We start from the raw sequence: 14,053 nt of genomic DNA, 5'->3' as shown, positions 1-14,053 counted from the left end.
GTTTTCTCCAAGCACCACTGACCAGCCCCGCATCGGGTCCATGCCGATGCGAAGCTGGTCGTTTTTGTTGTCACCGAAAAGGTTTGACCCTTCAGGTTTTGAAGGTGGTGTTCGCCGGCCTCGGTTGCTGCTGCGGGTCGATCGAGGGCGGCGGAATGAACCAGGGTTTGTTGTCGACACCGATCTGAATCGCCCACTTCCCGACGAACCCTGATTTCCGGTGCATCAGTCGGTGGTGTGAACGGCACAGCAGGACCAGGTTGTTCATCACCGTCGGGCCGCCGTTGGCCCAGTGCCGGATATGGTGCGCATCGGTCCACGCCGGTACACATGTGCAACCCGGGAACGCGCAGCCTCTGTCTCGGGCAATCAACGCAGTCCGTTGTTCGGCGGTGACCAACCTCTTCCCTGGTTTCGCATCGAGCGGCGCGCCGTGATCGTCGAGCAGGACCGTGGAGAGGAAACAATCACACCCGAGAAGCCTGGTCTGCGACACCGACAGTGGTCCCAGCCAGGGCATGTGCCCGACATCAAGATCGGACAGCTCCAGTGAGCCGTCATCACCCGAATCCGAAGACTGTGCGGCACAATCCCGATGCTCAGCCAAATCACGAGCATTGATGTGCACGTTCACATGCGGACGCTGACCACCATCGGTACCGGTCTTGGCGCAGTCCAGATAACGCCGGATCAGTTCGGTGAACCCGTCCGCGGTCCGTTTCGCCGCCGACCGAGAATCCGGCGTCCCATCCGGTGCCGGGGTCGGCATCGTCAGATTCGACAGGGCCGAGAGCAGCATTTCGCCGGTGAGGGCATCGAAATCCCCACGCACCACCACCCGACCGTTCAATGTCGACGCGATCCGCAACTCATTGAGATCGACATCCTCGGCGGGCGGGATCTCATCCGATTCGAACAACCGCTCCAAGGTCGCGATCACGTTCCGCACCTTCGTCGTCGTCGCCTCCACACCCGACGCAGCAGCGAGCAACAAATCGATACAACGAGGGAGCGCCTCCTCCGGCATCCCCTTCGGTGGTGATTCACAGAACGCCACGATCAACACCGCATGCTCGAACGAACAGTCCCCGCCATCGAACCGAGCAGCCACCGCAGGAAACGGCCGCAACGCTGCACCCAACGCGGCGATCTTCTTCCCGTCCCGAACCTGCAGCATCGTGTTGCCCGCCAACCACGCACCCACCCCGCGGCTCGCAATCACCTGATCATCCGGGCGCAACGACAACTCGTCCACCACGGCCACACGAACCGCCTCGAGGCGCAGAATCTCCGCACTCGCTTCGACAGCAGCAGCGCGCAACTCGGCAGCAGTCAACTGCCACAACCGTCCGCGCAACCCCACCGCAGAACCAGACACCACGTCCGACAACAAGACGCTCATTGAATCCCCCGATCCCCTGCACACAGGGTACTCGAACACCCGTTCGAGTCAAGGGCAATTTTCAGACCGGCGAATTGACCCGCGGCAGAGCAGTCGACGCCAATCCGATACCGAGCGCAATTGCTGCGATGATCGCGAGCACACGGCGCTGCGCTTCGAGAAATGCTTCGCCGGCCGCCGCGCGAGTCGATGCGTACGCGGCATCAACTGCCACCTGAACGGATTGACCCCCGGCACCGGCGGAGCCGTCCCGGCGACATTCCGGCGCCACCTCCATCGGTGTTCCGGATGCCAATTGGCTTGTCGCGCAATCGACAAAGGCCTTTTCGGCGATGTCGATCAGGCCGGGACCAACGCCGGCAGCTTCAAGGTTCGCAACGTACTCGGGCCGCTCCCCCTGCACTGCTTGCGGAGCTTGCCCCGCGACGAGCGAGAAGAACACCACTCCGATCAAGGCCAGTCCGATGGAGCTGCCAACCTGCTGAACGGTAGGAAGCAGTCCCGACACCGAACCCGCGTGCGCGGGTTCGACCGTCGCAAGGATCGCGGTTTGCAGTGGTGCCACGAACAGTCCGAGACCTGCGCCACCGAGAAGCAGCGGACCGGCGAGCGCGAGCCAGCGTGGATCGGTTCCTTCGCGTTCGAGGATGATCGACAGCGCGATCAGCGAGCCGGCAAAGACGACCATCCCCAGGATCAGAACACGGTTTCCGAGCATCCGGTACACCGCCGATGAGAGAACCGCCGCCACGCCCATTCCGACGGCCCACGGCAGCGTCATGACGCCCGCTCGCAATGCGGAGAACCCGAAGCCGAACTGAAGGGTGAGACTGATGGTGAAGATCAAGGAAGTCAGGGTGCCGAAGAAAACGAACGCAAGAACCGCGCCGATTGTGAAGGCTCGGTCGCGGAAAAGCTCGAGACGAAGGACCGGATCGCCGCCTCGTTTCGCCAAACGCGATTCGTAGAGCACAAACGCCAATGCCACCGGCACCGACATCGCGAGCATTACGACAAGACCTGTGGGCCATCCGCGCGCCCTTCCCTCGGCCAGGGGAAGGATCAGCAGGAACAGCGCCAGTGATGACAGTGCGGCGCCGATGAGGTCCAGTGAGCGCACATGCTCAGCGCGAGCATCGACGAGATGGAAATATCCGAGAATCAAGGCGGCGATGCCGATCGGGATGTTGACGAAGAAGATCAGGCGCCAGCCCCAGTCGAACAGATTCCACTCGATCAGCAGCCCGCCGATCAGAGGCCCACTGACCGTTGCGAGCCCGATGGTCGCACCGTAGATCCCGAAGACTCGCGGATGCCTGGCCTTCGGAAACAGACCCGAGATGATGGCGAACGTCTGGGCGGACATCGAACCGGCCGCCAATCCTTGCAGACCCCGGAAGACGATCAACATCGTCGCGCTCTGCGCGAGCCCGCACAGCAACGAGGCAACCACGAATACGGACAGGGCGGTCAGAAAAACAACTCTACGGCCGAACAGGTCCCCCAGCCGCGCTGCAGTGATCAACGAACACGCGAAAGCCAGGATGTACACGCTGACCATGAGCAACTGCGCCGATACGCCTGCTTGAAGATCGACGGCGATACTCGGAAGCGCGACGTTGACGATGGTCGCGTCGAGCAATTGCATGAATGCCGCCGCCAGACTCGTCGCCAACCCGAGCCAGGGCGTCAGAGAACCAGCTCGCCGCCCGCCCTTGTGGTCGGCGCCGACAGCGTCACCTAAAGGGTCCGGAAGCACCGAATGATCCTAATCGAACACAACGCTTCTAGAACCTGTTCTTGTTTAGATTGTAGTATTTCGGACAATTCAGTCCCCCAGATGGGATAGTTCGTCGTCTGCCCATTTTCAGAGCAGGCTTCTCGACGACACACGCAGGAGTTCTACTCGATGGATCTGAACTTGATCACCCATTGGCACCCGCTTCCTGGGCGGGTAATCGAATGGGGCGTCACGCATGCTTCCGCTCAACGAGCCGCCGAAGCCGAGATCGACCGAGAACTACCCCCGACCACGATGCAGGATCGCCACCTGCGACGCGCCCGCGTCACCGCAGAGAAGGGCGATCCGCAGTCTCCGTGGATCGGTATCGCCTTCGATTTCGCAGGAACACTGGACCGCGACGCCATGACGCGAGCACTTCAGCGCTACATCCGTCGCCACGACACGCTGCACAGCTGGTTCTCGTTCGACGAAGCAACCACCGACGCTGCGGACACCTCGTTCGAGGTCCGTCGACACGTGGTGCCGGTCGAAAGCATCGAACTCGAGTACCGCGTCGGCGACGACGTCTCCGAATCCGAGGCGATCCGCGCGCTCGTCGCGACCAAGTTCGCCACCGAAACCAGCGCGCTGCAGTGGCCGGCCTTCGTGTTCGGTGCCGTCGAGCACCACCATGCCGACCTCGAAGCCGATCCGAGCTTCACCCTGTTCCATGCAGTCGACCACGCCCATTCGGACATGAACTCGATGGTGCTGATGTACGCAGAATTGCGTCAGCTCTACGCCGCGGAAACGACCGGATCGCATCCCGAGCTCGGGCCGGCCGGAAGTTACGCACAGTTCGGTCGCGTCGAGCGCGCACGGACAACCGAACTGACGATGCAGTCACCCGAAGTGCACCAGTGGCTCGGTTACCTCATGCGCAGCGGCGGCTCGTTCCCCGGATTTCCGCTCCCGCTCGGGGCCGAAGACGCGCCCAAACCGGCTATCGGTTCACGCTTCGACCTGGCCGACGACATCGAGTGCGAGAAGTTCGGTGCGGTTTGTAAAGCCAACGGCGCCAACTTCATCGGCGGAATGTTCACCGCGCTCGCGATTGCGGAATTCGAACTGGCCGGGCGCGACAAGTACATCGCCCTCTCGCCGGTCAGCACACGAACCGAGGCCGACTCGTTTGCACAGGGCTGGTACATCAACCTGATCCCGGTCGGCATCGACGTCGACGACAAGCGACGCTTCACCGAGTTGGCAAAGCTCGGGCAGCAGGGGTACCACGACGGCAAGGCACTCCTCGATGTCTCTGTGCAGCAGGTCATCGATCTGGTTCTGTCGAGCTTGGCCGAGTCGGATTCCGCACCCGGCGGACTGTCGAAGACGCTCACCCCGCCGCCGATCGTCTCGTACATCGACGGCCGACGCATGCCGGATCCATACAGTTACGCCGAGACGAAGGCAACGGGAATCGTCGGCGGCAAAGAGACTCAAATCGCGTCGATGTGGATCAACCGGATGCACACCGGAACCTGGATCGCCGTGTCTCACCCCGACACCCCCATTGCCCACGAATCGGCCACCCGCTTCGCCGAGCATGTCTCGAAGATCATCAAAACTGTTGCAGCTCAAGGCGACTACTCGTTCGTGGCACCAGAGGGAGTGGCCTGATGCATGTCACCTCGATCGATCGATACGGACTCGACCCCGGAATCGTCACCGAATGGTCGCTTCAGCCCGCGGACGGCGCCGTCACCGAGTCGGAAGTACCACCGTCGTACAACCAGCATTTTCACCTCGAGACTGCGCGAACACACGGCATGGGCCGGAGTGTGTGGATGGCAGCCGCATTCGACCTTCCCGGAGAACTGAATCGGCCTGCACTCGATCTCGCGCTGCGCCTGTTCATCAGTCGCCATGACACTCTGCACACAGGATTCGAGGTGGGCGAGTTCACCACCACCCGAATGGGACTCGATCCAGACGGCACACACATCGAGACTTCGGAACCTCTGAAATTCGATTCGACCGAAGACCTCCGAGCGCATCTCAAGAAGCGATTCACGACGGTATGCGATCCACTGACCTTCCCTGCATACACGTTTGCCACGGTCGAACGCGAAGAGCATTACACGGTCCTGAGCGCGTTCGATCACACACTCGTCGACGGCTACTCGTTGGTCATCGCTCTCGGGGAACTGCGACAGATCTACGAGGGACTGATCGCCCTACCCGACCTGACCGACCACGAGGCCGTCGACGCAGTGATGAGCCGACTGGGTGACCCGGGAAGTTTCGTGCGGTACTGCGAACTGGAGGCAGACGCTCTGCTTCCCGTCGACAACGACCCTCGAATCCGAGAGTGGGCAAGGTTCTACGAGATCTGCGGTGGCACATCACCGAGTTTCCCCTTGGATCTCGGCGTCGAGGGCGGAAAGCCCGCGCCGCAGGGCGCCGATGTGCGCGTGCTGCTCGACGAGGAATTGACTGCGACGTTCGACGAGATCTGCCTATCCGCCGGCGGTAGCGTGTTCACCGGAATCCTCACTGCGATGGGACTTTCCGTCCACTCGTACACCGGCCAGTCGACGCTTCCGCTGCAATTTCCGCTTCACATTCGCAAAGATCCGCGGTGGGCCGACGCGATCGGCTGGCTCACCACCAGCGCGCCGATCACGGTCCAGATCACTCCCGACGCGGATTTCGGTGCATCCCTTGCACATACGCACGCGTCGTTCCGAGTTGCGTTGACGCTCGAGGGCGTCACCATGGCCCAGGTTCGAGATGCTTTGGGCGACAAGATTCGACGCACGCGCACCGACGTCTTCATGGTGTCGTACATCGATTACCGCAAACTACCCGGCACAGACGATCATGATCTCCTCAACGCCCATCACATCAGCAATGTGACGGTCGCCGACGATGCCCAGTTCTGGATTTCGCGAACGAACCGTGGTCTCTCGCTGCGTTCACGCTTTCCCGACACCGAGACGGCAAACGAAACCATGGTGAATTTCCTCACCGAACTCGACCGGATTCTGAGAGAAGTCTGCGCCCGGGGCGTGACGCCGATCGGAAGTGTCACCGAACAATTGAGAGATTCGAGCGTCGGAGCAGGAACACCGAGGATTTAGGGTCGGCAACGGGCACGAGCAGGCAGAACCTGCGTCCGGGCGTCTCACCTTGCGCACAGCGCATAGAATCGATCAAGTCCGTGTTCGAACCGAACGATTCGTCTTCAGGAGTACGCCCGTGCCCGTTGCCCCCGATCCCTCAACCGCGTTTGCCGAGTTCGCGCATCCCGACCGGTTGGTCTCGACGGAATGGCTCTCGGCGAATCTCGGTGCGCCGGGCCTCAAGGTTGTCGAATCCGACGAAGACGTGTTGTTGTACGACGTCGGCCACATCCCCGGAGCCGTGAAGATCGACTGGCATCTCGACCTCAACGATCCGGTCACCCGCGACTACATCGACGGTGCGAAGTTCGCAGAGTTGATGAACCGCAAGGGCATCGGCCGCGACGACACCGTGGTCATCTACGGCGACAAGAGCAACTGGTGGGCGGCCTACGCACTGTGGGTCTTCACTCTTTTCGGCCACGAGGACGTCCGTCTTCTCGACGGTGGCCGCGATGCGTGGATCGCCGAGAACCGCGACACCGCTTTCGACGTTCCCGACATCACGTCAACGGATTACCCGGTCGTCGAGCGCAACGACGCTCCCATTCGCGCATTCAAGGACGACGTTCTCGCGCACTTGGGCGACGGGCCGCTCATCGACGTGCGATCTCCGCAGGAGTACACCGGCGAGCGCACCCACATGCCCGACTACCCCGAAGAGGGTGCGTTGCGTGGTGGACACATTCCCAGCGCGCTCAGCATCCCGTGGGCGAAGGCAGCGGCACCGGACAGCCGCTTCCGCACCCGTACCGAACTCGGCGAGATCTACGGCGACCTGTCGGCCGACGACAACATCGTCGCGTACTGCCGCATCGGTGAGCGTTCCAGTCACACCTGGTTCGTGTTGACTCATCTTCTCGGCTACCCGAACGTTCGTAACTACGACGGTTCATGGACCGAGTGGGGCAATGCCGTGCGCGTCCCGATCGTCCAGGGCGAAGAGCCCGGCGCCGTTCCGTCCTCTGTATCGGCGTCATGAGCGCACTTCCCTCGGCTCTGGCCGAGATCGTCGACGACTTCGCGGCCGTCGGCGCCTCGGACAAGCTCACCCTTCTTCTCGAGTTCAGCCGGGAGCTGCCGCCGTTGCCGGCGGAGCTCGAGCAGAGCGCGATGGAGCCGGTCCCCGAATGTCAGTCGCCGCTCTTCCTCTCGGTCGACGATTCGGATCGCGACAACGTCCGTCTGTACTTCAGCGCTCCCCCCGAGGCCCCCACGACGCGTGGTTTCGCATCGATCCTCGCGCAGGGGCTCGACGGCCACAGCGCCGACGAGATCCTCGGTGTACCCGACGACTTCTATTCGGCGCTCGGTCTCGCAGAAGCCGTGAGCCCGCTCCGTCTGCGCGGAATGTCGGCCATGCTCGCGCGCATCAAGCGGCACTTGCGGGGCTGAAAACATGGAGTTCACCGAACTGGCCGACTATGCGATTCCGGCCGGCGCACTCGTCGAATGGTTGCCGTGCGCAACCGGGCCCTGGGTTCCGGATCCGCGCCCCGTCTCCTACATTCACGAGGCACATCTCAACCGTTCCGCTGCAGGCGCAGGCGACAAGTCTTGGCTGGGAACAGCTTTCGAGATTTCCGGCCCGCTCGACGTCGATGCGTTCCGAGTCGCTCTCGGCCGGTGGATCGACCGTCACGAAGTTCTGCGCTCGCATACCGTGCTCGAGCCCTCGAGCGGCGAGATCACCCGGCACACGGTCCCGCTCGGCGGAATCGACATCGGGGTCGTCAGCCACGGCTACGACGCGTCCAGCCAGGACAACTTCGACCACCTTCACCGCATGTTCGACGATTACGCGTCCCCGCACAGTTGGCCGTCGTACGTCTTCGCGACGTTGACGCCCCGCGGTGGCGACGGTCCGTTCACCGTGTTCTTCGCGGCGGACCACTCGATCATCGACGGGTTCTCGATCGTGCTGGTCGCTCACGAGATCGCAGCTCTCTACCGCGAGGCCTCGACCGGTAGTGCTGCAAATCTGTTTCCGGTGGGCAGCTACGTCGATTTCGGTGCCGTCGAACGCGAGCAGATGGCCGACATGGAAGCCGAGAAGGCTGCGGTCGAGATCTGGCGAAAGGCTCTCGGCACGGACGGTCTACCCCAGTTCCCGCTACCGATCGGTGACCGTGGAACCGATTCTCAGAACGGCCTGTCGACCTGGCTGCTCGACGCCGACCAGTCCAAGGCCTTCAGTTCGACGTGTGCAGCCACCGGCGTGGGGTACTTCGCCGGACTTCTCGGCGGACTTGCCGCTGTAGGTCGCGAAGTCGCGGGATCCGATCGATTCGAGGTCGTGACGCCGGTTCACACCCGCAGCGCTCAGGAGTGGGCGGGTGCGCTCGGCTGGTTCGTCGGACTGTGCCCGGTCGAGTTCGCCGTTGGATCGGACTGTTCGTTCGGCGACCTCGCGACACGCGCCGCCGAATCCATCGCTTCGGTCAAGCCTGCCGCAGCTGTCCCGTTCGATCGGATCGGTGAGCACCTCGAAACCCCGATCCGACCGCGATTCGTCGTGTCCTACATGGACGTTCGCTTCGTGCCCGAAGCCGCACAGTGGCCCGAATGGAACGCCAGAGCACTTCGAAGCAAGGCATATACGCACGACGTCTACATCTGGATCAACCGCACACCCCAGGGACTCAACCTCGCGGTCAGGTACCCAGGCAACGAGACGGCGAACGCCGCGGTTCACGCCTACGTGGCCGCACTGCGCCGGACCATCGAAGAAATCGTCACCGAACCGGACGCCGCCACCTCCGACAGCTACTCATCGGTAGTTTTCGAAACCGTTTCCTAAGCCGGAGTGGGCTTTAGCGATCCGGTTACAACCAGCGCCGAAGCGATGCATACACTCCGAAGTGATGCCAATCCCCCGATGGTGAAATCCCAGAGGAATACACCGCGGAGACAGACTATGCGAACCACAGGAGGCTCAGTGCCCAGTCATGCCAGCGCGCACATTACGAAGGTGCTTGTCGCGAACCGCGGTGAAATCGCGGTACGGGTCATCCGGGCGGCCAAGGATGCCGGCTACGGCAGCGTTGCCGTTTACGCCGAGCCCGATGCAGACGCGCAGTTCGTGAAGCTCGCAGACGAGGCATTTGCCCTCGGTGGACAGACGTCCGCCGAGTCCTACCTCGTGTTCGACAAGATCCTCGACGCAGCCAAGAAGTCCGGCGCCGACGCCATCCACCCCGGCTACGGTTTCCTCTCCGAGAACGCCGACTTCGCCCAGGCCGTCATCGACGCGAACCTCATCTGGATCGGTCCGTCACCGCAGTCCATCCGCGACCTCGGCGACAAGGTCACGGCACGCCATATCGCAGAACGCGCGAAGGCGCCGATGGCAGCAGGCACCAAGGATCCCGTCAAGGGCGCCGACGAGGTCGTCGCATTCGCCAAGGAATACGGCGTCCCGGTTGCGATCAAGGCTGCCTTCGGTGGCGGTGGACGCGGCATGAAGGTCGCCCAGACCATCGAGGAAATCCCCGAGCTGTTCGAGTCGGCCACCCGTGAGGCCATCGCAGCCTTCGGTCGCGGCGAGTGCTTCGTCGAGCAGTACCTGGACAAGGCCCGCCACGTCGAGGCTCAGGTCATCGCCGACCAGCACGGCAACGTCGTCGTCGCCGGTACCCGCGACTGCTCGCTGCAGCGTCGCTTCCAGAAGCTCGTCGAAGAGGCTCCCGCTCCCTTCCTGACGGACGACCAGCGCGCACGCATCCACGCATCCGCCAAGGCCATCTGCAAGGAAGCCGGCTACTACGGCGCCGGAACGGTCGAGTACCTGGTTCAGGGCGACACCATCTCCTTCCTCGAGGTCAACACCCGCCTGCAGGTCGAGCACCCCGTCACGGAAGAGACCGCGGGCATCGACCTCGTGCGTCAGCAGTTCCTCATCGCCAACGGCGAAGAACTCTCCATCAAGGAAGATCCCACCCCGCGTGGACACTCCTTCGAGTTCCGCATCAACGGCGAAGACGCCGGCCGCGGCTTCATGCCGGCCCCCGGCCCGGTCTCCGTCTACCGTGAGCCCACGGGCCCCGGCGTTCGCGTCGATTCCGGTGTCGTTGCCGGCGACGTCATCGGCGGACAGTTCGACTCCATGCTCGCCAAGCTCATCGTCACCGGCGCCACCCGCGAAGAAGCCCTCCAGCGGGCATCGCGCGCTCTGGCCGAGTTCGAGATCGACGGCCTCGCGACCGTTCTCCCGTTCCACCGCCACATCGTCGAGAACCCGGCGTTCATCGGTGACGGCGAGAAGTTCGACATCTACACCAAGTGGATCGAAACCGACTGGGTCAACCCCATCGAGCCGTACGCAGGCGCCGGTGCTCCCGTAGACGACGAGGACGAGGCTCTGCCGCGTCAGAACGTCGTCGTCGAGGTCGGTGGACGTCGCGTCGAGGTTTCCCTCCCGGGCCAGTTCTCGCTCGGCAACGGCGGCGGCGCTGCCTCCGGTGCGATCCGCAAGAAGCCGAAGGCGCGCAAGCGCGGCGGCGCCGGCGGAGGTGCAGCATCGGGTGACGCTGTCACGGCTCCGATGCAGGGCACCGTCGTCAAGGTTGCAGTGACCGAAGGCCAGGAAGTCGCAGAAGGCGATCTGATCGCCGTTCTCGAAGCCATGAAGATGGAAAACCCCGTCAACGCGCACAAGGCCGGTGTCGTCACCGGACTGTCCGTCGAGCCGGGTGCAGCAATCACGCAGGGAACGGTTCTCGCAGAACTGAAGTAGGGCCTCCGGCCCCGTGCGCCTTTCCGGTAGTCCCCACTACCGGAAAGGCGCACAGTCGTTTGAGTAGGCTGTAACGATGGCTGACGTCCCCGACATTCGCATCGGCACTGCAGAACGCGAGCAGGCACTCGATCTCCTGAGCGAGCACTTCGCCGCAGGCCGCCTCACCGTCACCGAGTTCGACGAGAGAAGCGGAATCGTCAGTGCCGCAACAACTCGCAGTGAACTCGTTCCGGTGTTCGCCGATCTTCCGGGCAACTACCAAGCCCCCGGCACCGCTCCCCTGTCGATGGTGACGCCTCCCGACGCACCGGCGGAGCGAGGCTTCAACCCCGACTGGTCCGGTCGCGTCATGGCCGTCGTCCCGATTCTCGCGGTGATCCTGTTCTTCGTCACCGGTACCTGGTTGTGGTTCCTCGCGATTCCCCTGGCCGGCGCACTGCTGTTCGGTACCGACCGGGAACGCAAAGCCAAGCGCCGCCGCGAGCGGGACTCCGACTGATGGAGCCGATCGAGATCAACGCAGGCGGCTGGTATCTACGCGCACTGCGCGCAGACGAGCGTGTGGACGACCGCCCCGCCCTTGCCGATGGTGGTATCACCGACCCCGATTACGTGAGTCAGCGAAGCGCTCAGTGGCACGAAAACAGCGTCTACTCCTGGGCAGTGTGCCAACCCAACACCGGTGAGCTTCTCGCCGAGGTCGTTCTGACGCCTCTCGACTCCACCGCCCTGCTCACCGGCTGGGCCCGCGACGGGCACACCGAGGCGCTCACGACAGCCGCCGACGCCGTCACCAGGTTCGCCGAAGGTGCACTCGGACTCGTCGTCGTCGAGGGGCAGACGAATTGAAGAACACCCGGTACTGGCCGTTGGCGATCGCCGTGGTCATTGCCCTGATCATGCTCTTCTCCCCGGGTTCCACTGTCCCGTCGAGCCCGGAGAACACCGACAAGATCACTCACACATTGATGTTCGCGGTGCTGGCGATCACCTCGTTGCACGCCCGGATCCCTGCGTGGCTCACCGCGGTGTGGCTCGTGATTTTTGCTGCGACGTCCGAGGTTCTTCAAGCAGCGCTGCCCATTTCGCGTTCCGGTTCGATCTGGGACGGCAGCGCCGACCTGCTCGGCATCGCCATCGGGATCGGTATCGTCAGCCTCGTGACGAGGCGACGAACTTCCCGCCGAGACGAGCCGAGCAGGTCCTGATCAGCTGAGCAGGTTGCTCCGCAATTGGTCCTGGGTCGACGCGTCGATCTTCAAGCCGTCGGTGAAGTAGGCCTCGATGGATCCGTGTACCTGCGCGAGCTCTGCCATCGACGCCTCCAGGTACTCGCGCCTGACACCGAGGACACCCTCGAGCAGGGTCGGGTCGATCCCCTTCGCCTCGAATCGCTCGAGGAGCGGCGCGAACATCGGCAACAAAATCTTGTTGGTTTCGAGGTAGTCCGCGAAGACCGCGTCCTCGGAAGCGCCCAGGAACAGAAGTAACGCGGCGGCGGCCCAACCCGTGCGATCCTTGCCCGTGGTGCAGTGAATGAGTGCCGGCGAGCTGGGCGGCTGGGCCAAGTCGACGAACAGTTGCCGGTACGACGCGACCGCACTCGGCAAGGTCACGAAATCGCGGTAACTTCCCTGAAAGTACTCGAGCGCCTGGCCGCTGCCCAATGCTTCGGCAGCAAACGCCGGGTCGGCGATCATCTGCTGCATCTGAGCCGGAATGGCGCGATACTGCTTGTCCGCCAATACGTCCAGGCCGATTTCTCGGATACCGTCCGGCGCCAGATCCGGTGCCGTCTCGCGTTCGGATTCGGTGCGCAGATCGTAGATCGTGACGATGCCCAGATCGGCGAGGGTCTGTACGCCGTCCGCACTTAGCGATGCCAGATCGGTGGAACGAAACACGCTCCCGGTGCGGACGGTGCCACCGAAGCTCGATTCGGGGCCACCGATGTCTCGGAGGTTCGCCAGGGACGGTACGACGGAAGACAGCTTCGGAGTATCGGTCATACCTGAGAATGTATCGGTCGCCGAGAAACCGTGATCGGGGAAGAGCAGCCGGAGAAATAAGATCGAGACACATCATCTCCCGTAATTGCTGCGCTACAGATCCGTAACATGCTCAAGTAATCCTGTGGACATGCCTACAACGAGTTCCAGTGGTCTCGGAGCCTTCGATGCGCTCGGTGACCACCAGGCAGTCGCGGCGCTGCTCGAGTGTTGCCATTCCGCCGTGTGGGCACAGGAAATCGCCTCGTCTCGCCCGTTCGCCGATCTGGAAGCTCTGTTCGACAAAGCAGATGCGGTGCTGGCCGAGCTTCCCGAGTCCGAGATCGACGACGCTCTCTCCGGCCACCCACGAATCGGTGAGCGAAGCGAGAGCGCGGCCTCTACCCGTGAACAGTCGGGAGTCTCGTCGGCGACAGAAGACGTACTCGCGGAACTTCGACGGAAGAACGCCGAGTACGAAGAGACATTCGGCCATGTTTACCTGGTCTGCGCGTCGGGGAAATCTGGAACGGAGCTCCTCGACATCCTTCGAGGTCGTCTCCGAAACGACCCGGCGACCGAGCGTTCCGTGCTTCGAACCGAATTGGCCGCCATCAATCGGATCAGACTCGCCCGTCTGATCGATGCACTCGCCGGAGGCACAGCATGAGCAAGACCCTCAGCACGCACGTTCTCGACGCGACGACGGGCAACCCCGCGGCGGGGATTCGCGTCGAACTTCGTGATCGAGACGGCGCCTCCGTCACCACTGCGGAGACCGACTCCGACGGCCGCATCCCCGAACTTGCTCCCGGTGGCCTGACCGCCGGTCACTACACCCTGACTTTCGACACCGGAACGTATTTCGAGACCAACGGACAAGAAAACTTCTACCCGGAAGTGACAGTGACCTTCCGGGTGGACGACACGGCACGGGGCTATCACGTCCCACTGTTGCTGTCGCCCTTTGCTTATTCCACCTATCGCGGGAGCTGAACACGTGACTACCGACAACAT

Annotated in this window: 14 protein-coding genes; 11 read left to right on the top strand and 3 right to left on the bottom strand. The window is 62.9% G+C overall.

The window, feature by feature from the left end:
- Nucleotides 1-91: 91 nt before the first annotated feature.
- On the bottom strand, nucleotides 92-1,402 hold the full coding sequence (locus tag ACVZUB_RS10940; protein WP_482628413.1) for an HNH endonuclease signature motif containing protein: 1,311 nt from the start codon (nucleotides 1,400-1,402) through the stop codon (nucleotides 92-94).
- A 61-nt stretch (nucleotides 1,403-1,463) separates the two neighbouring features.
- On the bottom strand, nucleotides 1,464-3,161 hold the full coding sequence (locus ACVZUB_RS10935; RefSeq protein ID WP_050654893.1) for an MFS transporter: 1,698 nt from the start codon (nucleotides 3,159-3,161) through the stop codon (nucleotides 1,464-1,466).
- A 150-nt stretch (nucleotides 3,162-3,311) separates the two neighbouring features.
- Between ACVZUB_RS10935 and ACVZUB_RS10930 the strand changes: the two genes are divergently transcribed.
- The 9 genes from ACVZUB_RS10930 to ACVZUB_RS10890 all read left to right on the top strand — a co-directional run bounded on the left by ACVZUB_RS10930 (nucleotide 3,312) and on the right by ACVZUB_RS10890 (nucleotide 12,256).
- Nucleotides 3,312-4,805: a condensation domain-containing protein gene (locus ACVZUB_RS10930; protein ID WP_064112572.1), complete on the top strand. Its 1,494-nt coding sequence runs from the start codon at nucleotides 3,312-3,314 to the stop codon at nucleotides 4,803-4,805.
- The gene (locus tag ACVZUB_RS10925) at nucleotides 4,805-6,268 is read left to right on the top strand and encodes a condensation domain-containing protein (RefSeq protein ID WP_042449587.1); all 1,464 of its coding nucleotides are present in this window, start codon (nucleotides 4,805-4,807) and stop codon (nucleotides 6,266-6,268) included. Before ACVZUB_RS10930 ends, ACVZUB_RS10925 begins: the two co-directional genes overlap by 1 nt.
- A 118-nt stretch (nucleotides 6,269-6,386) precedes the next feature.
- Entirely contained in the window at nucleotides 6,387-7,292 is a 906-nt protein-coding gene (locus ACVZUB_RS10920; RefSeq protein ID WP_003940962.1) for a sulfurtransferase, read from the top strand.
- Complete coding sequence (locus tag ACVZUB_RS10915) at nucleotides 7,289-7,705, top strand: SufE family protein (RefSeq protein WP_003940804.1); 417 nt, start codon at nucleotides 7,289-7,291, stop codon at nucleotides 7,703-7,705. Before ACVZUB_RS10920 ends, ACVZUB_RS10915 begins: the two co-directional genes overlap by 4 nt.
- 4 nt (nucleotides 7,706-7,709) lie before the next feature.
- Nucleotides 7,710-9,110, top strand: coding sequence for a condensation domain-containing protein (locus tag ACVZUB_RS10910; RefSeq protein ID WP_482628412.1), 1,401 nt, complete (start codon nucleotides 7,710-7,712; stop codon nucleotides 9,108-9,110).
- A 138-nt stretch (nucleotides 9,111-9,248) separates the two neighbouring features.
- Entirely contained in the window at nucleotides 9,249-11,045 is a 1,797-nt protein-coding gene (locus ACVZUB_RS10905) for an acetyl/propionyl/methylcrotonyl-CoA carboxylase subunit alpha (RefSeq protein ID WP_030535031.1), read from the top strand.
- 76 nt (nucleotides 11,046-11,121) lie between these two features.
- Nucleotides 11,122-11,547, top strand: coding sequence for a DUF1707 SHOCT-like domain-containing protein (locus ACVZUB_RS10900; RefSeq protein ID WP_003940708.1), 426 nt, complete (start codon nucleotides 11,122-11,124; stop codon nucleotides 11,545-11,547).
- Entirely contained in the window at nucleotides 11,547-11,897 is a 351-nt protein-coding gene (locus ACVZUB_RS10895; RefSeq protein WP_003940792.1) for a hypothetical protein, read from the top strand. The genes ACVZUB_RS10900 and ACVZUB_RS10895 overlap by 1 nt, the downstream gene beginning before the upstream one ends.
- The gene (locus ACVZUB_RS10890) at nucleotides 11,894-12,256 is read left to right on the top strand and encodes a VanZ family protein (RefSeq protein ID WP_083057790.1); all 363 of its coding nucleotides are present in this window, start codon (nucleotides 11,894-11,896) and stop codon (nucleotides 12,254-12,256) included. The genes ACVZUB_RS10895 and ACVZUB_RS10890 overlap by 4 nt, the downstream gene beginning before the upstream one ends.
- Here ACVZUB_RS10890 and ACVZUB_RS10885 read toward each other — a convergent pair whose 3' ends face one another.
- On the bottom strand, nucleotides 12,257-13,057 hold the full coding sequence (locus ACVZUB_RS10885; RefSeq protein WP_083057789.1) for a tyrosine-protein phosphatase: 801 nt from the start codon (nucleotides 13,055-13,057) through the stop codon (nucleotides 12,257-12,259).
- 130 nt (nucleotides 13,058-13,187) lie between these two features.
- Between ACVZUB_RS10885 and uraD the strand changes: the two genes are divergently transcribed.
- Both uraD and uraH read left to right on the top strand, forming a co-directional pair.
- A complete protein-coding gene (gene uraD / locus ACVZUB_RS10880) occupies nucleotides 13,188-13,706 on the top strand; it encodes a 2-oxo-4-hydroxy-4-carboxy-5-ureidoimidazoline decarboxylase (RefSeq protein ID WP_064689005.1) in 519 nt (172 codons plus the stop codon).
- Entirely contained in the window at nucleotides 13,703-14,032 is a 330-nt protein-coding gene (gene uraH, locus ACVZUB_RS10875) for a hydroxyisourate hydrolase (protein WP_007727227.1), read from the top strand. The genes uraD and uraH overlap by 4 nt, the downstream gene beginning before the upstream one ends.
- Nucleotides 14,033-14,053 lie beyond the last annotated feature (21 nt).

This window comes from Rhodococcus sp. OS5 (assembly GCF_056837585.1).
This window is presented reverse-complemented; position numbering and strand designations above follow the sequence as displayed.

Coding starts and splice junctions, on each gene's coding strand:
- ACVZUB_RS10940 (WP_482628413.1), bottom strand. CDS start 1,402: ATGAGCGTCTTGTTGTCGGACGTGGTGTCTGGTTCTGCGGTGGGGTTG.
- ACVZUB_RS10930 (WP_064112572.1), top strand. CDS start 3,312: ATGGATCTGAACTTGATCACCCATTGGCACCCGCTTCCTGGGCGGGTA.
- ACVZUB_RS10925 (WP_042449587.1), top strand. CDS start 4,805: ATGCATGTCACCTCGATCGATCGATACGGACTCGACCCCGGAATCGTC.
- ACVZUB_RS10915 (WP_003940804.1), top strand. CDS start 7,289: ATGAGCGCACTTCCCTCGGCTCTGGCCGAGATCGTCGACGACTTCGCG.
- ACVZUB_RS10910 (WP_482628412.1), top strand. CDS start 7,710: ATGGAGTTCACCGAACTGGCCGACTATGCGATTCCGGCCGGCGCACTC.
- ACVZUB_RS10900 (WP_003940708.1), top strand. CDS start 11,122: ATGGCTGACGTCCCCGACATTCGCATCGGCACTGCAGAACGCGAGCAG.
- ACVZUB_RS10895 (WP_003940792.1), top strand. CDS start 11,547: ATGGAGCCGATCGAGATCAACGCAGGCGGCTGGTATCTACGCGCACTG.
- ACVZUB_RS10885 (WP_083057789.1), bottom strand. CDS start 13,057: ATGACCGATACTCCGAAGCTGTCTTCCGTCGTACCGTCCCTGGCGAAC.
- uraD (WP_064689005.1), top strand. CDS start 13,188: ATGCCTACAACGAGTTCCAGTGGTCTCGGAGCCTTCGATGCGCTCGGT.
- uraH (WP_007727227.1), top strand. CDS start 13,703: ATGAGCAAGACCCTCAGCACGCACGTTCTCGACGCGACGACGGGCAAC.